Consider the following 21,251-nt stretch of genomic DNA (forward strand, 5'->3'; position numbering starts at 1 on the left):
CCACGCGGGCTCAGCGGTTGCGCGAGGCCCAGAACTCCTCGAAGGAGAGCAGGCCGTCGCCGTTGCCGTCGGACGCCTTGATCACGGACTCGGCGACCGCGACCGAGACGTGCGGGTCGCCGAGCTCGGCCATGACCCGGGAGTACTCGGCGGCGGAGATCATGCCGTCACCGTTGATGTCGAACCGCTCGAAGGCCTGACGGGCCGCCTCGATGTCTGCCATGGGATATGTCCCCTCCTGTACGTGTTGCTGACTGGCGTACAGTACCGGCCCCGCTCGGCCGGAGGTCCCGGCCCCCTGGTCCGGACGGGTGTTCGTACGCCACGGATCCCTGTGCGGCGCGACAGGCCGGTCGTGGACGGGAGTGGACGGCCGCCGGGGTGCATGTCGTACCCTGCGATCTGATCTCGGCCCGCCGACGAGCCGATCCACGCACACTCAGGCCCGGGTGCAGACGGCCCGGACGTTCGTCCAGGGAGGGACCATGATCAACATCCTCACCAAGCTGGTGCTGAAACCCCTCGCCCGCGCGGTCTACCGGCCCGTGATCGAGGGGCTGGAGAACGTCCCGCGCAAGGGCGGGGTGATCCTCGCCAGCAACCACCTCTCGTTCATCGACAGCGTGGTGATCCCGCTGACGGCGCCGCGCCGGGTGCACTTCCTCGCCAAGGCCGAGTACTTCACCGGGACCGGGATCAAGGGCGCGCTCTCCCGGGGCTTCTTCGAGGCGATCGGCGCCGTCGCGGTGGAGCGCGGCACCTACCGCTCCGCGCAGGCCTCGCTGGAGTCCGCGCTGGCCATCCTGGAGGACGACAAGGCCTTCGGCATCTACCCGGAGGGCACCCGTTCGCTGGACGGCCGGCTGTACCGGGGCAAGACCGGTGTCGCCTGGCTCGCCCTGACCGCAGGGGTGCCCGTGGTGCCGGTGGCCCTGGAGGGCCCGGAGCAGATCCTGCCGGTCGGCCGGCGCATCCCCCGCGTCCGCCGGGTGACCGTCCGGTTCGGGGCTCCGCTGGAGTTCACCGAGCTGCACGGCCAGGCCCGTTCGGCCAAGGCCCGCCGGCACGTCACCGACGAGGTGATGCGGGCGATCCAGGAGCTCTCCGGCCAGGAGCTCGCGGAGACCTACAACGAGCTCCCCAAGGCCGCCTGAGCCGACCGGGGGCGTCGGGCCGACGCCGCCCGCGGCGGCGGCCGGGAGCCCGGCAGGCGGCCTCGACGGACGGGCGCGGCAGGCGGCCTCGACGGACGGCCGGCCGCGGGCCGTCAGGCCGGTACGTCCACCGGCACGTCGGCCGGTGCCTCCCGTCGCAGCAGCGCGGCGTACCGTCCGCCCGCCCGGACCAGGTCCTCGTGCGTACCCAGCTCGACGATCTCCCCCCGGTCGAGCACCACGATCTGGTCGGCCGAGCGGACGGTCGAGAGGCGGTGCGCGACGGTGATGGTGGTGCGGCCGGCCGCCAGCGCGTCGATGGCCTGCTGGACGGCCCGCTCGGTCCGGTTGTCCAGCGCGCTGGTGGCCTCGTCCAGGATCAGCACCGGCGGGTTGCGCAGGATCGTCCGGGCGAGCGCGAGGCGCTGCTGCTCCCCTCCCGAGAAGCGGTGGCCGCGCTCGCCGACGAGCGTGTCGTAGCCGTCCGGCAGGGCGGCGATCATGTGGTGGATCTGCGCGGCCGAGGCCGCCGCGACCAGCTCCTCGTCGGTGGCCTCCGGCTTGGCGAACCGCAGGTTGTCGGCGACCGAGGCGTGGAACAGGTACGTCTCCTGGGAGACCACCCCGACGGCCCGCGAGAGGCTGTCGAAGGAGAGCTCGCGCACGTCCGTGCCGTCGATGGTGACCCGGCCGGCCGTCACGTCGTACAGCCTCGGCACGAGGTAGCCGAGCGTGGTCTTCCCCGAGCCGGTCTCCCCGACCACGGCCAGCGAGCCCCCGGCCGGCACCGTCAGGCCGATCCCCGCCAGGGTGGGCCGCTCCTGCTCCGGGTCGTAGCGGAAGCCGACGCCCTCGAAGCGCACCTCGCCCCGGATCCGCTCCAGGTGGACGGGCTCGGCCGGCTCGGCGATCTCCACCGGCAGGTCCAGGTACTCGAAGATGCGCTGGAACAGCGCCAGCGAGCTCTGCACCTGCACCCCGGTGGAGAGCAGGCTGACGGTCGGACGGAACAGCCCCTGCTGGAGCGAGACGAAGGCGACCAGGGTCCCGATCGAGACGATCGGCGAACCCCCGGCGGCGGCCAGCCCGGCCGCCCAGTAGATCACCGCCGGCATCGCGGCCATCACGATCTGGATGGTGTTCATCCGCCAGCGCCCGGCCATGCTGGAGCGGATCTCCAGGTCGGCGAGGCGGTCGGACTGCTCGGTGAACTCGCCGGAGAGCGAGGCGGAGCGGCCCATCGTGCGGCCGAGCAGGATCCCGCTGACCGAGAGCGACTCCTGGACGGCCGAGGACATCAGCGCCAGCTGCTTCTGCCGCTCGGTGGTGATCTTCTTGCGCTCGCCGCCGACCCGGCGGCTGATCCAGACGAAGAGCGGGAGCAGCAGCAGCGAGACCAGCGTCAGCCGCCAGTCCAGGGCGGCCATCGCGACCACCGAGGCGATCACGCTGGTGAAGTTGGAGACCAGCGAGGTGGCGGTGGACGTCACGGTGGACTGCATGCCGCCGATGTCGTTGGCGATCCGGGACTGCACCTCCCCCGTCCTGGTGCGGGTGAAGAAGGCCAGGGACATCCGCTGGAGGTGCGTGTAGACGCCGGTCCGCAGGTCGTGCATCACCCGCTGTCCGACGGTGGTGGAGATCAGGGTCTGCAGCACGTTGAAGATGCTGTTGACCACGGCCGTCGCGATCATGCCGAGCACCAGCAGGCTGAGCAGCCCCGTCCGGCCCTGCGGTATCGCGGTGTCCAGGACGGCCCGGAGCAGGAACGGCGACACCACCGAGACCACCGCCGAGGCGGCCACCAGCAGCCCGACCACGCCGAGCCGGCCCGCGTACGGGCGGAAGAGCGCCAGGATGCGGCGCAGCTGCCTGGGCGGCGGCGGCTCGCCCTCGACGGGGGCGGGCGGGGTCCAGGTGGTGGTGTCGGGCCTCAAGGGCGGTCCTCCGGGTGGTGCGGGCGCGCCGGCGGCGCGGGTCGGCTGCCAGCATACAGAGAATGGCTCATAGTTAGCAAAGCTAATAATGAGGTCGGATCTATTCCTTCCCCGCCCGGACGGCGGCCCGGGCCCGAGGCGGGCGGCGGGCCCGAGGCGGGCGGTGCCCGGCCACGCCCCGCCCCCGGCCTTCGGTCCTTGCCGTACGTCCTTGCCGTACGTCCGGGCCGTCAGTCCTTGCCGTACGTCCGGGCCGCCTTCGAGGACACCTTGCCCAGCTTGCCCGCGGGCAGCAGTCGGGCCAGCGCCACCGCGGCCTTGTAGCGCTTGCCCGGCACGGAGATCGAGCGGCCCCGGGCGAAGTCGCGCATCGCCTCGTTCACCACCCGCTCGGCGGACAGCCACCCCCAGGAGGGCACGTTCGAGGTGCCCATGCCGGCCCGCTGGTGGAACTCGGTGCGGGTGAACCCGGGGCAGAGCGCCATCAGCCGCACCCCGGAGGGACCGAGGTCGCGGGCGACGCCCTGGGTGAAGCTCACCACCCACGCCTTGGACGCGCCGTACGTGCCGCGGGGCAGGAAGGCCGCCACCGAGGCGACGTTGACGATCCCGCCGCGTCCGCGCTCGCGCATACCCGGCAGAGCGGCCGAGGTCAGCCGCAGGACCGCCTCGACGTGCACCTTGAGCATGTCGAGCTCGCTCTGCAGAGGGATCGTCAGAAAGGCCCCCTTGTTGCCGAAGCCGGCGTTGTTGACCAGCAGGTCCACCGGCCGGCCGGCGTCCGACAGCCGCGTCTCGACCGCGGCGATGCCGGCCTCCGTCGAGAGGTCCGCGGTCAGCGGCTCCACGGCGACGCCGTACTCGGTGGAGAGCTTCTCGGCGGCCTCCGACAGCCGCTCGGTGTCCCTGGCGACCAGGACGAGGTCGTGGCCGGCGCGCGCGAGCCTACGGGCGAAGGTCGCGCCGATGCCGGCGGTGGCGCCGGTGATGAGGGCAGTGGTCATGGCCCGACCGTACCGATTCTCCCGCCGGAACACACCGACCCGAGGCACCTGCCGCCCCCCTGCCTCCCCGGGCGGGCGGACGGCACGCGGCGCCGCCGCCCGCTCTCCCACGGACGGACGGCGCCGCGGCCGCTTCGGCCCCGGCCGCTACTCGCCGGGCCCCGCCGACGTGGAGCGGGCCGCGGTGTCGGCCTCACCCCCGGCGCCGACCGCGCGCAGCCGGGTACCGGCCGTGGCCCTCAACTGCGGGGCGAGCTTGGCGATGTCCCGCGATCCGACCGCGGCGATCAGCCCCGGCAGCACCGAGCGCACCGGCTGCACGGCACGCAGCCAGGCCTGGGCGTAGACGTGCGCGGAGCGCCTGGCGATCCCGGCCACCAGCCGGTCGACCGCCGGGTCCAGCGGATAGGTCTTGTTGGCCGGCCAGGGCAGGCGCGAGCGCATCTGCCGCAGCACCTCGTCCTGGTCGGCGCCGCGCACCATGTCGGTGTCGGTCCAACTCAGGTAACCGACACCAACCTTGACGCCCTGGTGGGCGACCTCCGCACGCAACGCGTGGGCGAACGACTCCACTCCGGCCTTGCTCGCGCAGTAGGCGCTCATCAGGGGCGCCGGGGTGAGCGCCGCCAGCGAGGCGATCTGCAGCAGGTAGCCGCCGCTCTCGGTGAGCGCGGGCAGGAACGCCCGGGCGGTGGCGACGCTGCCCAGCAGGTTGACCTCGATCACCCGGCTGAACGCCCGGTGGTCGCTGTCCAGCAGCGGGCCGCCGATGGCGATGCCGGCGTTGGCGACCACCGCGTCGATCCGGCCGTAGCGGTCCTGGATGGCGCGGGCGGTGGCGGTCAGTGCCTCGACGTCGGTGACGTCGGCCTCCCAGGAGGAGGCGTCCGGCCCGCAGAGCGCGGCCGCGGACTTCAGCTCGGCGGGCTCCAGGCCGACCAGGGCCACCTTGGCCCCTCGCGCGGCGAGCTTGCGGGCCAGGGCGGCGCCGACGCCCCGGGCCGCTCCGGTGACGACGACGACCTGGGCGGACAGCGGCGGGGTGGCGCTCATGCGACGGTGCTCCTCTCGGCGGCGGCCTTCGGGCCGCTCCCGGGGTCGGCCTCGGGGCCGGTCGCCGGGGTCAGGTACGCGGTGGCCAGGCGGCGGATCTCGGCGGCGACCTCCGCCGGCCGCTCCACCGGCGCCATGTGGCCGACGCCCGGCAGCAGCAGCAGACCCTGCGGGTCCGGCAGGGCGGCGACGATCCGGTTCGCGAGCACGGGCGGGGTGAGCCGGTCGTCCGTGCCGACGATCACGGCGGTCGGCGCGGCGAGCACGGCCAGCCCGGCCCTGACGTCCAGGACGCCGAGCACGTCGGCCCAGTGCGCGCGGACCCGGGTCGGGCAGGCGTGCACGATCCGGGCGGTCGCCTCGACCCGGTCGGCGGGCGAGCCGGGGCCCATGGTGGCGTACTTGAGCAGGGCCCGGCTCACCCCGTTGACCGGCCCGAGCGGCAGCCGCGACCGCAGGATGCGCTGGTGCAGGAACCGTCGCAGGCCCGGGTGGCGGACGGCGTCCGGCGCGACTCGCAGTTCGGCGACCAGGTCGGCGGCGCCGGTGCTGACCAGCAGGGCGGCCGCCGTCCGGGCGGCCACCTCCGGGCGGTCGCCGGCGGCCATGATCGTCATACCGCCCATGCTGTGCCCGGCGAGCAGGGCCCGCTCGCCCGCCGGGACGGTCGCGAGGAGCACCGCCTCCAGGTCGTCCGCGAGCGCCCGGGTGCTGTACGCCGCGGCCTCCCGCGGGATCTCGCTGCCCCCGTGGCCGCGCTGGTCGTACGCCACCACCCGGTGGTCGGAGGCCAGCCGGTGGAGGACCGGGGCCCAGAAGGCGATCGAGCAGGTCCAGCCGTGGGCCAGCAGCACGGTGGGCGCGTCGGGGCGCCCGTACACCTGGACGTTCAGCAGGGTGCCGTCCGCGGAGCGGATCCGCAGTTCCTCGACGGGGGCCGGCAGCACGCAGTCGGCGGGTGGCACGGGGCTCATGCGGAGACCTCCTGGACGAGGGGCGAGGACTGCGGGGCGGTGCGCTTGATGAGCTCGTACTCGGCCAGGTCCACCCGGCGGGTGGCCCGGCGGAAACCGGTGGTGGAGCCGGGCCACAGCACGGTGTTCTTGCCGCCCGCGTCCTGGTACCAGCTCGTGCAGCCGCCGGTGGACCAGACGGTGCGCTCCATCCGGTGCTGGAGTTCGAGGTTCCAGTGCCGCTGGGCCGAGGCGGTCGGCTGCATCGCGGTCGCGCCGACGGACTCCAGCGTGGTGAGCGCGTCCACCAGGTAGTTCAGCTGGGACTCGATCATCAGGATCATCGAGCTGTTGCCGAGGCCGGTGTTGGGGCCGATCACGAAGAACAGGTTGGGGAAGCCGTGCACGGTGGAGCCGCGCAGCGCCTCCATGCCCTCCTTCCACTCCTGGGCCAGGCTCCGGCCGTCCACGCCGAACACCCGGGCGCCGATGGGCATGTCGGTGACGTGGAAGCCGGTGCCGAAGACGATCGCGTCCACCTCGTGCTCGCTGCCGTCGGCGGCGACCAGCGTGGAGCCGCGCACCTCGGCCAGGCCGGCCGAAACCACCTCGGTGTTGGCGGCGGCCAGCGCCGGGTAGTAGGTGTTGCTCAGCAGGATGCGCTTGCAGCCGATCCGGTAGTCCGGCGTGAGCCGGGCGCGCAGCGCGGGATCGGCCACACCGGCGGCGATGTGCCGCTGGGCGATCCGCTGCACCAGGCGCAGCGCGCCCGGCCGGCGCACGAACGCGTCCACCTGGAGCTCGCGCAGGGCGAAGAGTACGCCCCGGCGGAGCTGGGCGGTGGCCGGCAGCGCACTGTGCAGCCACTTCTCGGCGGCGCTGATCTCCCGGTCGCGGCGCGGCAGGACCCAGGCGGGCGTGCGCTGGAAGACCGTCAGCTTGCCGGCCTCGGGCTGGATCCTCGGGATGATCTGGGCGGCCGAGGCGCCGGTGCCGACCATCGCGACGCGCTTGCCCGCCAGGTCGAAGTCGTGGTCCCAGCGGGAGGAGTGGAACACCTTGCCGGGGAAGGCGTCCAGGCCGGGGAGGTCGGGGATCTGCGGGTCGGCGAGCGGCCCGGCCGCGGCGACGACCGCGTCGGCGGTCCACTCACCGGCCGTGGTGGTGACCCGCCAGCGGGCGCCTTCGCTCTCCCACCGGGCCTCGGTCACCTCGGCGTGGAAGCGCAGGTGCGGGCGGAGGCCGAAGGTGTCGGTGACCTTCTCCAGGTACGCCCGGATGTCGGGCTGGCCCGAGAAGACCCGGGGCCACTCGGGGTTGGGCGCGAAGGAGAAGGAGTAGAGGTGGGAGGGCACGTCGCAGGCGCAGCCCGGGTAGCTGTTGTCGCGCCAGGTGCCGCCGACCGAGCCGGCCCGCTCCAGGATGACGAAGTCGGTGATCCCGGCTCGGCGCAGCCGGACGCCGGCGCCGAGGCCGCCGAAACCGGAGCCGATCACGGCGACCCGGACGTGGGGCGTGGCGGGCGCCGCCGGCTCGGGGCGCTTGGGGGTGGATGCCATTCGGCGTCCCTCCTGGGAGTGGGGGCGAAGGTGCGCACGTCCATCAGATCCGCGCCAGTAATCACTGGCACGATTGGCAGCGTAGCGGCTGCCGACATCCGGGGGAAGAAGCCGCGCAGCGTTGGTTACCGGCCGGTTCGGTCCGGGCCGGCGGAGCGCTCCGGCCGGGCGGCCGTCGCACCCCGGCCCCGGGGGCGCCGCACGGACACCGCGCGGACGGGCCCGGCGGCCGGCGGCCCGGGACCACACGGGCGGACCGGGCCTCCCTGCGCCGCGCCCTATGCTGAGCGCCGTGGAGAAGCAGCGGGCAGCATCGGCGGCGACGGCGCAGCACGAGTACCGGGTGGAGGAGCTGGCCCGGGCGGCCGGCATCACCACCCGCACCCTGCGGTTCTATCGTGAGCGCAAGCTGCTCCAGCCGCCCCGCAGGGAGGGCCGGATCGCCTGGTACGGCGAAGCGCACCTGGCCCGCCTGCGGGTGATCGCCGAACTGTTGGAGCGCGGCCACACCCTGGGCGGCATCACCGAGCTGATCGGCGCCGGCGAGAGCGGACGGGACGTCGCCGAGCTGATCGGCCTGGAGGCGGCGATCGTCGCCCCCTGGTCGGACGAGGCTCCGGTGAACCTCAGCTGGCAGGATCTGAAGGACGCGTTCGGCGACCAGCTGACCGACGCCAACACGGCGGAGTCGATCGCCCAGGGCTACATCACCGTGCACGAGGAGGGCATCACCCACGTCAGCCGGCGGCTGATGGACGCCACCACCGCCCTGGTGGCCGAGGGCGTCCCGCTCGGCGCCGTGCTGGAGGCCAGCCGACGGACCCAGGAGCACGTGGACGCGATGGCCGAACTCTTCGTCGGGCTGGTCCGCGACCACCTGCTGGGCGCGCTCGTCCAGGACGCGCCGCTGCCGCCGGGCGAGGCCGCCCACCTCACCGAGCAGATCCAGCGGGTCCGGCCGCTGGCCCGCACGGTCGCGGACGCCCAGTTCGCACTTGCCATGGACCGCCGGGTGCACGCGGAGTACGACGGGATGCTGAGGCAGCGCCGGCAGGACGGCGCGTAACGCGATCGCCGGACGCCCCGCGGCGGAAGGACCGGGGGCGGCCGCCGCCGGGGCTTGGCCGGTCCTCCAAACGGGCGCCGCGCGCCCGCGCGGGCGCGCTGGGTGATCGTACGGTTACCCTCGGACGCCCCGGCTTCGTAGGCTCATGATCCACCCGCGGGTCCGGTTCACCTGGCTGGGCCGACCACGGGAGGCGGGCGCCCGGGGCGGCCCGGGTGGTGGGGGCTCGACATGGCGGCCGTGGTGGACGGGTTCAGGGGAGCGGCCCGACTGACGGGGGGCCGGGTGCTGCTCTGGTCACTGCTGGGACGGCTGCCGAACGCGATGTGCCCGATCGGCACACTGTTGCTGGTCACCGGCAACTCCGGCAGCGTGTGGCGGGGTTCGGCGGTGGCGGGGGCGCTGGCGATCGGGCAGGCGGCCGGCGGACCGGTGGTCGGACGGCTGGCGGACCGCCGGGGCCAGCGGCGGATCGGCCTGCTCGCGGCGGCCGTCAACACGGTGGCGATCGTCGCGCTGGTGGCCGCCTCCGAGGGCGGGGCGCCACTCGGCTGGCAGCTGGCACCGGCCGTGCTGGCCGGGCTCTCGGTCCCGCTGGTGGGGCCGCTCTCACGCAGCAGGTGGGTCCGCCTGGCCGACGGGAAGCCGGAGTTGACCTCCTCGATGCTCTCCCTGGACGGGATCGTGGACGAGATCAGCTTCACCACCGGGCCCGCGCTGGTCGGCCTGCTCGCGGGCTTCGCCGACCCCGCCGTCGGACTGCTGCTGGCCGCCGCCCTGGTCGGCGTCGGCGCCACGCTGTTCGCCGCGCACCCGACCGCGTCACCGCCCGCCGTCCGGCAGGCCCGCTCGGGGGAACGGCTGCTGGGCACCTCCTATGTCCTGCTGCTCGCGGGCATAGGGCTGCTCGGCGCCTGCTTCGGCTCGCTCCAGGTCGGGGTCACCTCGGTCACCGAGGCGCTCGGGCGACCGGGGGCGGCCGGGCTGATCTACGGCTTCATGGGCCTGACCAGCGCCTTCGCCGGCGTCGCCACGGCCGCGCTGCCCGCCCGCGCGGGCCTGCCGCTGCGGCTGCGGGCCGGTACCGCCCTGCTGTTCGGGGCTTCGGTCCTGCTCCTGGGGGCGAGCGGCGGCGTGCTCACCCTCGCGGCGGCGGTGGGCTGCGTCGGGGTGGCGATCGCCCCGCAGATGATCACGATGTTCGCCCTGGTGGAGCGGACGGTGCCGGCCGGGCGCCTGGGCGAGGCGATGGCCGCCCTGGTCAGCAGCATCATCCTGGCGCAGTCCGCCGGGACGCTGCTCGGCGGTTGGACCGCCGAGACGTACGGGCCGGCCGCGCCGTTCCGGGTGACGGTGGCGTCCGCCGCCGCCGCGTTGCTGCTGGCCGCCGCCACCGCGACGGACCGGCGCCACCCCCGGCGCCCGGCGCCGCCCCTGACGACGGAGCGGCTCGCCGGGTCGGCGGCCGGCCCGGGACACCGGGCCCCGTGACCGGGCGGGTCCGCGCCCGTCGCTCGCGCCGCCCGCTCAGGCCGGCTCCGCCTCCTGCTCAAGGCGCCGCAGGCGCTCCGCGTCGCAGGTGCGCGGGCAGGTGAGACAGGTGTCGGCGGGCCGGATGGCGTAGTACAGGCAGCAGCCGAGGCGGGTGCGGGTCCGATGATCGCGCCCGTCGGCCCCGGCCAGCCGGCGGAAGCCGGCCGCACCGGGGAAGGGCGCGGTGTCGCCGGGCAGCAGGGCGGTGGCCTCGCGGACGGCCCGGTCCTCCTCACCGCGCATGCGGCCGAGGTACCAGATGCCCGAGACCAGGTCGTCGGTGGCCATCCCCCACAGCGCGCGCGGCCCGCGCTTCAGCGGGCGCCGGAAGACGGCCAGGACGGGAGCGAGGTGCTCGGCGAGGACCGCCCGCAGCTCGGCCCGGAGCCCGTCCTCGCCGGCCAGCACCCGGACTCCGGGCAGACCGGCCGCCGGGTCGCCGGGCAGGCAGGCGAACTCACCCGGTCGCACGACGAGTTCGCCGCCGGCCGGATCGATCCAGACATCCGCGGGCATGATCCGGGGCACCCGGCGGGCCAGGTACCAGGGGCCGCTGACGAGCAGACAGAGCGACCACAGGTAGTGGTGCAGGAGCCGGGAGGCTGCCACGTGCTCACGCGCCTCGTGCCCGTGCTCGGCGAGGATCCGGGCCGCCTCGCCCGCCACCAGGAGGTCCAGGTGCTCGGCCAGCTCACCCGCTCCGACGTGGCCCGGGCGCTCCGGCCCCCGACCCGTCACCAGGAGGCCCGCCCGCAGCGACCCGCAGCTCAGCAACAGTTCTCGGTAGGTCGCTTCGAGCGGCGACCCGACCCGCGATCCCCGTACCTGCGTGTCGGACATGGACTCTCCCGGATTGAGCTAAGGCGAGCCTCACCTTACAGGCATCCGACGGTGCCTCAGATACGACACCACGGGGCGAGCGGGTGAGCGGCGGCGACGGCCCGGAACTTGACCGACTCAGGGATACCTGACCTAGCCTCTGGTGCTCTGCTGAACCTCGACAGCACGGCCGTTCGGGCGCCCGCCGCACGGGGCGCCGGCCCACCCGCAACCGCTCCGGCGGCCGGTGCCCGCACGCACGCGGGCACCGTGACGGTGCGGCACCGGCCGGGTGAGGGTGCGCCCGTCCCCCGCCGGGCCTGCGGCGGCCCGCTGAGCTGTGGCTCCAGGGGCTGCCGTAGGCCCGAGTGACACGGGCGTGCGAGAGTGGTGTCAGCGAAGGGAGCGGCACGTGCTGATGGAGAAGGTGGCGGAGATCCTCGCCGAGGCGGCCTCCGAGGTGGTCCTGCCCCGCTTCAAGGCGCTCGCCGCCGGTGAGGTGATGGAGAAGGCCCCGGGCGAGGTGGTCACCGTCGCCGACCGGGAGGCCGAGGTGATCATCGCCCGGCGGCTGCGCGAGCTGCTGCCCGTGCCGGTGGTCGGGGAGGAGGCCGTCGCCGCCGACCCGGAGCTGGCGAACGCCCTGCTCTCCGAGCCGGCGGTCTGGCTGGTCGACCCGGTGGACGGCACCTGGAACTTCGTCGCCGGCCGCCCCGACTTCGCGGTGATGGCCTCGCTGGTCCGCTCCGGGCAGACGGTCGCCTCCTGGATCTGGCAGCCGGTGCCCGGCACCGCCTACACGGCCGAGCTGGGCTCCGGAGCCTGGCGGGACGGCGAACGGCTGTCCCGGACGCCGGCCTCCGACTCGCCCGGCGACTGGCGCGGCGTGCTCAAGCGGCGGTTCGTCGCCCCGGACGACCACGGCCGGCTGAGCGCCAACGCGACGGTCTTCGGCGAGGTGACCGACGGCCGCCACGCAGCCGGGGTGGAGTACCCGAGGATCGCGGGCGGCGAGCAGGAGTTCATCCTCTACTCACGCACCCTCCCGTGGGACCATGCCCCGGGATCGCTGCTGGTCAGCGAGGCCGGCGGGGTCTCCGCCCGGTTGGACGGCTCCCCCTACCGGCCCGACCCGCCCGGCGGCGAGGACGGCCTGCTGGTCGCCTGCGACCCCGACACCTGGGAGCGGACCAGGGCGATCCTGCTCGGCCTGCCGGCCTGAGCCGCCCGCACCCGGGCGCCGCACCCGGGCCGCCCCCGCCCGGGCTGCGGGGCGAGCGCCGCTACCAGAGCACCGGCAGCCGCTCCGGAACGCGCTTGATGAAGCCGGGCCGCCAGGCCAGCTGCTCGATCGGCAGCGCCGGACGCAGCTCGGGCAGCCGCTGCACCAGTGCGGTCAGCGCGATCTCGGCGTGGGTCCGGCCGAGTGCGGAGGCCGGGCAGAAGTGCCGGCCGGCGCCGAAGGCCAGGTGCGGGTTGGCGGCGCGGTCGAAGTCGATCGTCTCGGGGTCCGGGAACACCTCGGGGTCGAAGTTCGCCCCCTCCACCAGGACCAGGACGAGCTCACCCGCCCTGACCAGGACGTCTCCGAGCCAGACGTCGGCCAGCGCCAGCCTGGGCAGCGCGTCGCCGATCGACAGGTTGACCCGCAGCAGCTCGTCGACGGCCCGGCCGATCACCGCGGGCTCCGCGCGCAGCCGGTCCGCCAGCTCGGGCCGGCGGACCAGCGCGATGATCGCGTGCAGCAGGAACGCCGAGGTGGAGACCGCGCCCGCGCCGAACAGCGACAGCGCCACGGTGGCCAGCAGCTCGTCGTCGACCCGCTCCGACGCCTCGGGCGAGCGGCGCAGCTCGGCGAACCGGCCGAGCAGGCCCTCGGTGGGCGCGGGGTCGGCGGTCAGCTGCTCCCGCAGGTGGCCGAGATCCCGGTACCAGTTCGGCGCGGAGCCCTCGAACGGCGCCGGGCTGGTGACGAACGCCAGGTCGATGCCGGACATCAGCCGTCGCCAGTCGTCGGTGGGGATGCCGAGCAGCCTGCAGTGCAGGGCGGCGGAGTACGGCTCGGAGAAGCCCTCGCGCAGCTCGCCGGGCGCGCCCCGGGCGACCAGCGCGTCGATCAGACGGTGCGCCTCGGCCTCCAGCCACCCGTCCAGCCCCTTGTCCGCGCGCGGTGAGAGGGTCTTCATGACGGCGTCGCGCAGGCCCGCGCTGTTGATCCTGGCCATGTTGTCGACCACTTCGGGCGGGATGGTCAGCGCGTACTGGCGGGGCACGCCGGGGTTGGCGGTGTCCTTGAGGCTGAACCGCTCGTCCTCCAGCACCTGGCCGGCCAGCGCGTGGCTGCTGACCAGCCAGGCCGGGTCGCCGGTCATCGTGCGGACCCTGGCGACCGGCTGTTCCTCGCGCAGCCGCCTCGCCTCCTCGGGCAGGACGTCGCCACGCTGGGAGAGCGGAAAGGCCGCCTCGGGACGGGCTCTGGTGGCCGGATCGACAGTGGTGCTCATGGATGGTTCTCCTGACGGTGGGGTGGTGGCGGGTCAGCCGGCGGACGGGGCGAGCGGGCGGACCACGGCGTAGCCCTGCTCCGGCACCGCGCGCAGGCCCGTCTCTCGTCCGAACAGCACCGGAGTGAGCGGGAGTTGGACGTGGTAGCAGCTGACCGAGGACGGCACCCCGAGCAGCGCGGGGGTGTCCAGGAAGAACGGCAGTTCGGCGGCGATGTAGCGCAGGCCCGCCGCCAGCTGTCCGGCGCCGGGCGCCAGCCCCTCGCCGAGCCGCGCCGCCAGGAAGGAGCGGGCCATCCCCTCGGCGGCCTCCCGCAGCTCCCGGTCGGTGCGCAGCGCCTCCAGCACCGCGCCGTGCAGCCTCCGGTAGGCCGCGCCGGACACGAAGTCGGAGAGCGCGTGCACCCGGACGTCCGGGTGTCCGGACTCCTCCACACCGCGCCGCACCCGCCGTGCGGTGGCCTTGACCTCCTTGGCGGCCCGGCGCAGGGCGTTGGCGGGCGGCAGGCCGAAGGCCTCGTACTGTGCCTCCACGTGCAGGTCGGCGTGGACGATGTCGACGGCGGCGAAGGACTCCGACGCCCAGTCGACGAGGGCGGCGATCCGCCGGTGGCTGAAGTAACTGTTGCCGGGACTGACGCCGATGAGCAGGTGGTCGCCGCGCTGCCAGTTCTGCCGGCAGCGGGCGGAGTAGGGCTCTGCCACGAACATGGCCGAGGTGGTGCTCAGGAGCGTTTCGCTCATGCCGGGGCCTCACGGTCTCAGGAATGAAGTCTCGGGTCGGGTCGGGTCGTGTCGGGTCGGGTCGTGTCGGGGTGCGCGGGGATGCGGTCCGGGGGCCGTCCGGCGGCGCCGCCGTGGCGTCGCGAGGCCCCCGGCGTGCGCCGTCGACTCCCCTTCGGCCGAACGGAGTTGGGCGCCGCGTCGCGGATTCCCCGGGCGTCCCGACCTTCGACGGGAGTCGCCGGGGCTGCGGTCGCACCGGTCCCCACCGGGGTTGCGGCGGGTCCGGGGCGGCGTCGGCCCGGGCCGGGGCGCGGCCGGGTGCGGCGGCTTCCGGGCGGGGTGCGGGCGGGGTGCGGGACGCGGGCGCGCCCGATGGGGCGGCCGGGGCGGGGTCACACAGGGGTGCGGATGTCGCGGCGTCGACGGGGACGCGAACGCGAGTGGTGGATCCCCCTTGCGCCGCTAGTCCCGAGGAGCCGTGTGCTCCTGGTGTGGCGGCGGCTACAAGAAGTTACCGCCGGGCTTCGGGAGGTCCGCAAGGGTTGGCCGGGGGTTGGCAGAATCGCGCCGGTCGGCGTCCGGAATCAGCCTGTACGGCTCCGGGAACGGTCTCTCCACGGAGCCTCGTCGCACCGGTCCGCAGGACCGGGCCGGGCCGGCCGCCGGGCTCGGCCCGCCACTGGAGGTTTCTCCGATTCTGCGGCCCCGTAAGGGCGTTGGTCTGTTCCGGTACGACACCCGATCGGCGTGTCAGCCCTGCCCCGAGGGATCCGACCCGGTCTCCCGGCCGGCTCGCACCACCGCGCGCAGGACGGCGGCGGTGTCCGCCGGGGTGGCGTACGGATTGAGCAGCGTCAGCTTCAGCCGTACCCGGCCCGGGCCGCTGCCCGGCAGCTCGGTGCGCCCCACCACCGCGCGGCCCTCGCTCAGCAGACTCCGCCGGAGCCGCCCGTTGAGCCCGTCGGCCGCCGCCGGGCCGGTGCCGGGCGGCAGGTGGCGGAACACCACCGTGGTCAGGATCGGCTCGCAGTGCAGTTCGAGCGCGGGCTCGGCACGGACCGCCTCGGCGGTGGCGAGGGCCAGGTCGTGGCAGCGGTCGACCAGCCGGCCGAGCCCGGACCGGCCCAGGGTGCGCAGGGTGACGGCCAGTTTGAACGCGTCGGCCCGGCGGGTGGTGCGCAGCGAGAGGCCCAGCAGGCTCGGGTAGCCGGCCTCCTCGTCGTCCGCCGGGTTCAGGTAGACGGCGCGGCGCAGCAGCGAGACGTAGCTCTCGGCCCGGCGGGCCAGGAAGACGCCGGCGGCGGCGGGCTGCCAGCCCAGCTTGTGCCAGTCGAGCGAGACGGAGTCGGCCCGGGCGATGCCGTCGAGCAGCGGCGCGAGCCGCTCCGAGAGCAGCGCGCCACCGCCGTACGCGGCGTCAACGTGCAGCCAGGCCCCGTAGCGGGCGGCGAGGTCGGCCGCCCGGTGGAGCGGGTCGACGGCGCCGGTGTCGGTGGTGCCGGCGGTGGCGACCACGGCCAGCGGGGTCGCGCCCTCCCAGATGGTCTCGGCCATGGCCCGTGCCAGCGCGTCCGGGTCCATCCGCAGCTCGCGGTCCACCGGGACGGACACCACGGCGCGCTCTCCGAGGCCGAGCAGCGCGGCGGCGCGCTGGACCGAGAAGTGGGCGGCCTGCGAGGCGAAGATCCGGGGACGGGCGCCGGCGGGCAGGCCGTCCAACTCGACGATCCCGTCGAGGATCTGGTCGCGGGCCAGCATCAGGCCCATCAGGTTGGACTCCGTCCCGCCGGACGTGAGCACTCCGGCCGCCCGCAGCGGGTCGAAGCCGACCAGCTCGGCGAGCTCGGCGATCAGCGCGGTCTCCAGCGCGGTCGCCGCGGGCGCCTGGTCCCAGGAGTCCTGGGAGGGATTGAGCGCGCTGACCGCGAGGTCCGCGGCGACCGCGACGGCCAGCGGGGGGCAGTGCAGGTGCGCGGCGCAGGCCGGGTCGGCCGGGTCCGCGCTGCCGTGGGCGAGGAGTTCGGTGAGCCGCCGCAGCGCGTCCGGGCTCTCGTCCCGCAGGGCCCGGGCGACCGCCTCGGCCGATCGGCCGGGGCCGCCGGCCGCCACCGGCCCGCCCCGGCGGGCGGCACCGGCCGCCAGGGCGTCGAGCACGGTCTCCACCAGTGGCCGCAGCGCCCCGGGACCGCCGCTGCCACCGGCGAGTGCGGGGCCGGCCTCCTCGCCGGTGCTCACGCGCCGGCCTCGGCGGCCGCCCCGGCCCGGATCGCGTCGGCGAGCCGGTCGAGCACCGCCTCGACCTGCTCGTCGGTGATGGTCAGCGGCGGCAGCAGGCGCAGCACGGCGTCGTGCCGGCCGCCGAGTTCGACGATCAGACCGCGCTCCAGGCAGGCCTGACGGACCCGCACGGCCAGCGCGGGGGCGGCCGGCAGCGCGCCGCAGGCGTCCGGCTCGGCGTGCGCGTCGACCAGTTCGACGCCGATCATCAGCCCGCGTCCCCGGACGTCCCCGATCACGGGCAGTTCACCGCGCAGCGCGCGCAGCCGGGCGGACATCCGGGCGCCGACCGCGGCGGCCCGCTCCACCAGCCCGTGCTCCGCCACGAAGCGCAGGGTCGCCGCGCCCGCCGCCATCGCCAGTGTGTTGCCCCGGAAGGTGCCGGTGTGCGCGCCGGGCAGCCAGCCGTCGTACTCCTCTCGGTAGACGATGACGGCCAGCGGGAGGCTGCCGCCGATGGCCTTGGACATCACCATGGCGTCCGGGACGATGCCGCTGTGTTCGACGGCCCACATCGCGCCGGTGCGCCCGACGCCGGTCTGCACCTCGTCGACGATCAGGGGGATGCCACGCTCGCTGGTGATCCGGCGCATCTCGCGCAGCCAGCCGTCCGGCGCCGGCACCACGCCGCCTTCGCCCTGCACGGCCTCCAGGATCATCGCGGCGGGCTTCACCACGCCGCCCGACGGGTCGTCCAGCAGTCGCTCGGTGTAGGTCGCGGAGAGCTGCGCGCCGGCCGGCCCGCCGACGCCGAACGGGCAGCGGTAGTCGTACGGGTACGGCAGCCGGGTGACCTCGCCGCCGCCGGGAAGCGGCTCCTTGACGGCGACGTTCCCGGTCACCGCGAGGGCTCCGGCCGTCATGCCGTGGTAGGCGCCGGTGAAGGCGAGCGCGCCGCGCCGGCCGGTGGCGGTCTGCATCAGCTTGAGCGCGGCCTCGACGGCGTCGGTCCCGGCCGGACCGCAGAAGTGCACCCGGGAGCGCTCGCCGAAGCCGCGCGGCAGACCGGCGAAGAGGGCGCTGGTGAAGTCGTCCTTCTCGGCGGTGGCGAGGTCGAGCAGGTGCAGCGGGGCGCCGCTGTCCAGGGTGCGGCGGATGGCCTCCAGCACCACCGGGTGGTTGTGACCGAGCGCCAGCGTGCCGGCGCCGGAGAGGCAGTCGAGGTAGCGGCGGCCGTCGGCGCCCTCGACCGTCATGCCGTGCGCACGGACCGGGACGATCGGGAAGGAGCGGGCGTACGTGCGGGCGGCCGACTCGCGGATGCGCTGGCGGCGGAGCACGGCGACGCCGGGAAGGCCCTGGGCCGGGGCGGGGGCGGCCGGGTCGGCCGGCTCGACGGTGACGGTCACGACTACTCCATTAAAGTTAGGTAAGGCTAACTTTAATGGATCACCTCCGATCGCCTGCCCTTCCCGGCGAGAATCACCCGTACGGGTGAGGCTGACGAGCCGCCCTGCACAACGACCGGACAGGCCCGAGGACACGGACCGACTCGGTACGCTGACGGCAGTTCACCGAGGGAGCCGCAGATGCCCGACCGCCCCGACGACGGCACCGACCGCACCGGCACCGACCGCACCCGGGAGTTCTTCGGCTCCCGCGCGGCCGGCTGGGACGCCAGGTTCCCGGACGACGGCCCGCGCTACGCCGCCGCCGTCGCCGAACTGGGCCTGCGTCCGGGGCGGTCCGTGCTCGACGCCGGCTGCGGCACCGGCCGCGCCCTGCCGCTGCTGCGTGCGGCGGTCGGCCCCGGCGGCGTGGTGCTCGGTGTGGACGTCACCCCCGAGATGCTGGCCGTGGCCGCCGACCGCGACTGCGGCGCCGTCCTGCTGCGGGCCGACTGCGCCCGCCTCCCGCTGCCCGACGGCGCGCTGGACGCGGTGTTCGCCGCCGGCCTGGTCTCCCACCTCCCGGATCCGGCGGCGGGCCTGCGCGAGCTCGCCCGGGCCACCGCCCCCGGCGGCCTGCTGGCCCTCTTCCACCCGATCGGGCGCGCCGCCCTGGCCGCCCGGCACGGCAGGCGGCTCACCCCGGACGACCTGCGGGCCGAGCCGAACCTGCGCCCGCTCCTGGCCGCGGCCGGCTGGCGGCTGATCTCCTGCACGGACGCCGACGACCGCTACCTCGCGGTGGCGGAGCGCCGCGACTGAAGCCCAGGGGCGCGGCGGCGCGGCGGCGCGGGACGAGACAGGCCACCGGCGGGCGGCGGTCGTGGCGGCCCGGGCCGGGCTGAGCTGGGCCGGGCCGGGCCGGGCCGGGCCGCTATCGCCCGCCCGCCGTCCGCCAGCGGTAGCACAGCTCCGGCCGCCCGACCTGGCCATACTGCGGCTCGCGGTCGGCGAGGCCGGTGTCCACCAGGTGTTCGAGATAGCGCCGGGCGGTGATCCGGGAGACGCCGGCGGCGGCGCCGGCGGCGGCCGCGGACAGACCGGCTCCGCCCTCCCGCAGCACGGTGGCGACGGCCTCCAGGGTGGGGGCGCTGAGCCCCTTGGGCAGGGCCGTGCGGTCGGGCGTCCGCAGCACGGCGAAGGCCTGGTCGACCTCGTCCTGGCCGGTGGCCTCGCCGGAGCGGGCCAGGCTGTCGCGGTAGCGGGCGTAGCGCTCCAGGCGCTCGTGCAGCGCGGCGCCGCTGAACGGCTTGAGCAGGTACTGCACCACCCCGACCGACACCGCCCGGCGGACCGTCGCCAGTTCACGGGCGGAGGTGACCGCGATGACGTCGGTGGAGTGGCCGGCCGCACGCAGGGTGCGGCAGAGCTGCAGGCCGTGGCCGTCCGGCAGATGGAGGTCCAGCAGGACGAGGCCGACCGGCGCACCGGCGGCGCGGGCCCGGTCCAGGGCGCGCAGCGCGTCCGCGCAGCCGTGCACCGTGGCGACCGCCCGAAAGCCCTCCGCCCGGTCCACGTACAGCGCGTGGGCCATCGCGGCCACCGGGTCGTCCTCGACCACCAGCACGTCGATCGGCGGGCGCGGAGCCGGCGTCATCAACCGGCCCCCGTCCGCTGCAGCGGCAGTCGCACCGTGAGCACGGCGCCGCGCTCGCGCCCGACCTCTACGGTGCCGCCGTTGCGCCGGGCGGTCTGCGCGACCAGTGCCAGCCCGAGCCCGCGGCCCCCGCCGGCCGGGCCGCCGGCGGCGGCCGCCCCGGCCTTCGTCGTCCAGCCGCGCCGGAAGACGTCCGTGACGGCCTCCGGGTCGATGCCCGCGCCGGTGTCGGCCACCCTCAGCAGCAGACGGCCGTCCTCCACCCGTGCGGTGACGGTCACTTCGGGCGCGTCGGCGCGGGCGGCGGCGCCCTCCACGGCGGCGTCCACCGCGTTGTCGACCAGGTTGCCCAGCATGGTCACCAGGTCCCGCGCCGACAGTTCGGCCGGCAGCACCCCGTCGTCGATCCGGCTGTCCTCGGTGAGGGTCAGCTCCACGCCGCGTTCGGCCGCCTGGGCGGCCTTGCCGAGCAGGAGCGCGGCCAGTACGGGCTCACCGACCGCCGCGACCACCCGGTCGGTGAGCCGCTGGGCGAGGGCGAGTTCGGCGGTGGCGAACTCCACCGCGTCCTCCTGGCGGCCGAGTTCGATCAGGGAGACGACCGTGTGCAGCCGGTTGGCGGCCTCGTGCGCCTGCGCGCTCAGTGCCTCGGCGAATCCCCGGACGGAATCCAACTCGCCGCTGAGCGAGAGCAGTTCCGTGTGATCGCGGAGCGTGATCACACGGCCGAGGCCGTCCCCGATCGGTGAGGTGTTGAGCACCACCACCCGCTCGGCGGTGAGGTGGATCTCGTCCCGCGCCGCCCGCGGGCCCAGGACGGCGTCGACCAACGAGCCCGGCAGCCCCAGATCGTCGATCGGCCGCCCGGCCGACTCGCCCTCCAGGGCCAGCAGTTCGCGCGCGGCGTCGTTGCAGAGCACCACGCGGTGGTCCCGGTCCAGCAGCACCAGGCCCTCGCGCACCGAGCGCAGGGTGGCCTGGTGGTACTCGTACAGGTGGCTCAGTTCGGCGGTGCCCATGCCGTGGGTGTGCCGGCGCAGCCGGGCCCCGAGCAGATAGCTGCCGATCCCGCCCAGCGCGAGCGCGGCCAGCGCCACCCCGCCGAGGGCGAGCAGCGGGACGCGCAGCTGCTCGCTGATCGAGGCGACGGTGATGCCGACGCTCACCAGGGCGACCACGTGCCGGTCGCCGTCCAGGACGGGCGTGACCACCCGGACGGAGGGGCCCAGGGTGCCGGTGTAGGTCTCGTTCCAGGTCCGCCCGGCGAGTGCCTGCCCGATGTGGCCGAGGAACGGTTTGCCGATCTGCCCGGGATCCGGGTGCGTCCAGCGCACGCCGCGGGTGTCCATCACCGTGACGAACGAGACGCCGGTGTCCGCCGTGACCTGCAGCGCGTACGGCTGGAGCACCGCGGACGGGTCCGGGCCGGTGACGGCGGCGAGCACCGACGGCGCGTCCGCGACGGAGTGGGCCACGGCGTTGACCTGGTGGCGGGCGGCGTCCTCGGTGCGGCTCGTGGCGAAGAGGTAGGCGAGCACCGCGCCGCCCGCCACCACGGCGGCGACGATCACGACCTGGACGACGAAGAGCTGCCCGGCGAGGCTGCGCACCCGCCGGCGCGACGGATTGCTCGAACGCACGGACATGACAGCCAGTGTGCACTGCCGGACGGCGGATGCCG

Annotated in this window: 18 protein-coding genes; 5 read left to right on the forward strand and 13 right to left on the reverse strand. The window is 75.2% G+C overall.

The features are described from left to right. Window positions 1-10 precede the first annotated feature (10 nt). A complete protein-coding gene (locus OG823_RS07035) occupies window positions 11-223 on the reverse strand; it encodes an EF-hand domain-containing protein (protein ID WP_371478425.1) in 213 nt (70 codons plus the stop codon). A 262-nt stretch (window positions 224-485) separates the two neighbouring features. Between OG823_RS07035 and OG823_RS07040 the strand changes: the two genes are divergently transcribed. Then, window positions 486-1,154, forward strand: coding sequence for a lysophospholipid acyltransferase family protein (locus OG823_RS07040; protein WP_371478426.1), 669 nt, complete (start codon window positions 486-488; stop codon window positions 1,152-1,154). Window positions 1,155-1,267: 113 nt separating this feature from the next. Here OG823_RS07040 and OG823_RS07045 read toward each other — a convergent pair whose 3' ends face one another. From OG823_RS07045 to OG823_RS07065, 5 genes are all read right to left on the reverse strand, one after another. Continuing rightward, on the reverse strand, window positions 1,268-3,091 hold the full coding sequence (locus OG823_RS07045) for an ABC transporter ATP-binding protein (protein WP_371478428.1): 1,824 nt from the start codon (window positions 3,089-3,091) through the stop codon (window positions 1,268-1,270). Window positions 3,092-3,321: 230 nt separating this feature from the next. Then, the gene (locus OG823_RS07050) at window positions 3,322-4,095 is read right to left on the reverse strand and encodes an SDR family NAD(P)-dependent oxidoreductase (protein WP_371478430.1); all 774 of its coding nucleotides are present in this window, start codon (window positions 4,093-4,095) and stop codon (window positions 3,322-3,324) included. 147 nt (window positions 4,096-4,242) lie between these two features. Further along, on the reverse strand, window positions 4,243-5,148 hold the full coding sequence (locus OG823_RS07055) for an SDR family oxidoreductase (protein ID WP_371478431.1): 906 nt from the start codon (window positions 5,146-5,148) through the stop codon (window positions 4,243-4,245). Further along, the gene (locus tag OG823_RS07060; RefSeq protein WP_371478433.1) at window positions 5,145-6,122 is read right to left on the reverse strand and encodes an alpha/beta fold hydrolase; all 978 of its coding nucleotides are present in this window, start codon (window positions 6,120-6,122) and stop codon (window positions 5,145-5,147) included. Before OG823_RS07060 ends, OG823_RS07055 begins: the two co-directional genes overlap by 4 nt. After that, window positions 6,119-7,660: a flavin-containing monooxygenase gene (locus tag OG823_RS07065; RefSeq protein WP_371478435.1), complete on the reverse strand. Its 1,542-nt coding sequence runs from the start codon at window positions 7,658-7,660 to the stop codon at window positions 6,119-6,121. The genes OG823_RS07060 and OG823_RS07065 overlap by 4 nt, the downstream gene beginning before the upstream one ends. A 292-nt stretch (window positions 7,661-7,952) precedes the next feature. Between OG823_RS07065 and OG823_RS07070 the strand changes: the two genes are divergently transcribed. Both OG823_RS07070 and OG823_RS07075 read left to right on the forward strand, forming a co-directional pair. After that, window positions 7,953-8,726, forward strand: coding sequence for a MerR family transcriptional regulator (locus tag OG823_RS07070; protein ID WP_371478436.1), 774 nt, complete (start codon window positions 7,953-7,955; stop codon window positions 8,724-8,726). Between the two features lie 231 nt (window positions 8,727-8,957). Beyond that, window positions 8,958-10,217 (forward strand): MFS transporter, encoded by a 1,260-nt coding sequence (locus OG823_RS07075; protein WP_371478437.1) that lies wholly within the window; start codon window positions 8,958-8,960, stop codon window positions 10,215-10,217. Between the two features lie 36 nt (window positions 10,218-10,253). Here OG823_RS07075 and OG823_RS07080 read toward each other — a convergent pair whose 3' ends face one another. Further along, window positions 10,254-11,099, reverse strand: a complete 846-nt coding sequence (locus tag OG823_RS07080) for a (2Fe-2S)-binding protein (RefSeq protein WP_371478438.1) — start codon at window positions 11,097-11,099, stop codon at window positions 10,254-10,256. A 397-nt stretch (window positions 11,100-11,496) separates the two neighbouring features. Here OG823_RS07080 and OG823_RS07085 point away from each other — a divergent pair, with 397 nt between their 5' ends. Further along, window positions 11,497-12,300, forward strand: a complete 804-nt coding sequence (locus tag OG823_RS07085; RefSeq protein WP_371484337.1) for an inositol monophosphatase — start codon at window positions 11,497-11,499, stop codon at window positions 12,298-12,300. Between the two features lie 61 nt (window positions 12,301-12,361). On the opposite strand, the gene OG823_RS07090 is transcribed toward OG823_RS07085, so the two are convergent. The 4 genes from OG823_RS07090 to OG823_RS07105 form a co-directional block, all read right to left on the reverse strand. Further along, window positions 12,362-13,582: a cytochrome P450 gene (locus tag OG823_RS07090; protein WP_371478440.1), complete on the reverse strand. Its 1,221-nt coding sequence runs from the start codon at window positions 13,580-13,582 to the stop codon at window positions 12,362-12,364. 33 nt (window positions 13,583-13,615) lie between these two features. After that, the gene (locus OG823_RS07095) at window positions 13,616-14,326 is read right to left on the reverse strand and encodes a tRNA-dependent cyclodipeptide synthase (RefSeq protein ID WP_371478441.1); all 711 of its coding nucleotides are present in this window, start codon (window positions 14,324-14,326) and stop codon (window positions 13,616-13,618) included. Between the two features lie 732 nt (window positions 14,327-15,058). After that, window positions 15,059-16,543, reverse strand: coding sequence for an aspartate aminotransferase family protein (locus OG823_RS07100; protein WP_371478443.1), 1,485 nt, complete (start codon window positions 16,541-16,543; stop codon window positions 15,059-15,061). After that, a complete protein-coding gene (locus OG823_RS07105; protein WP_371478444.1) occupies window positions 16,540-17,934 on the reverse strand; it encodes a diaminobutyrate--2-oxoglutarate transaminase family protein in 1,395 nt (464 codons plus the stop codon). Before OG823_RS07105 ends, OG823_RS07100 begins: the two co-directional genes overlap by 4 nt. A gap of 180 nt (window positions 17,935-18,114) precedes the next feature. Between OG823_RS07105 and OG823_RS07110 the strand changes: the two genes are divergently transcribed. Then, window positions 18,115-18,735, forward strand: coding sequence for a class I SAM-dependent methyltransferase (locus OG823_RS07110; protein WP_371478445.1), 621 nt, complete (start codon window positions 18,115-18,117; stop codon window positions 18,733-18,735). Window positions 18,736-18,847: 112 nt separating this feature from the next. Here the strand turns inward: OG823_RS07110 and OG823_RS07115 are convergent, their stop codons facing one another. Both OG823_RS07115 and OG823_RS07120 read right to left on the reverse strand, forming a co-directional pair. After that, window positions 18,848-19,570 (reverse strand): response regulator, encoded by a 723-nt coding sequence (locus OG823_RS07115; protein ID WP_371478447.1) that lies wholly within the window; start codon window positions 19,568-19,570, stop codon window positions 18,848-18,850. Further along, on the reverse strand, window positions 19,570-21,216 hold the full coding sequence (locus OG823_RS07120) for an ATP-binding protein (protein WP_371478449.1): 1,647 nt from the start codon (window positions 21,214-21,216) through the stop codon (window positions 19,570-19,572). Before OG823_RS07120 ends, OG823_RS07115 begins: the two co-directional genes overlap by 1 nt. Between the last annotated feature and the right edge of the window lie 35 nt (window positions 21,217-21,251).

It is taken from the genome of Kitasatospora sp. NBC_00315, assembly GCF_041435095.1.
Taxonomy (GTDB): Bacteria; Actinomycetota; Actinomycetes; order Streptomycetales; family Streptomycetaceae; genus Kitasatospora.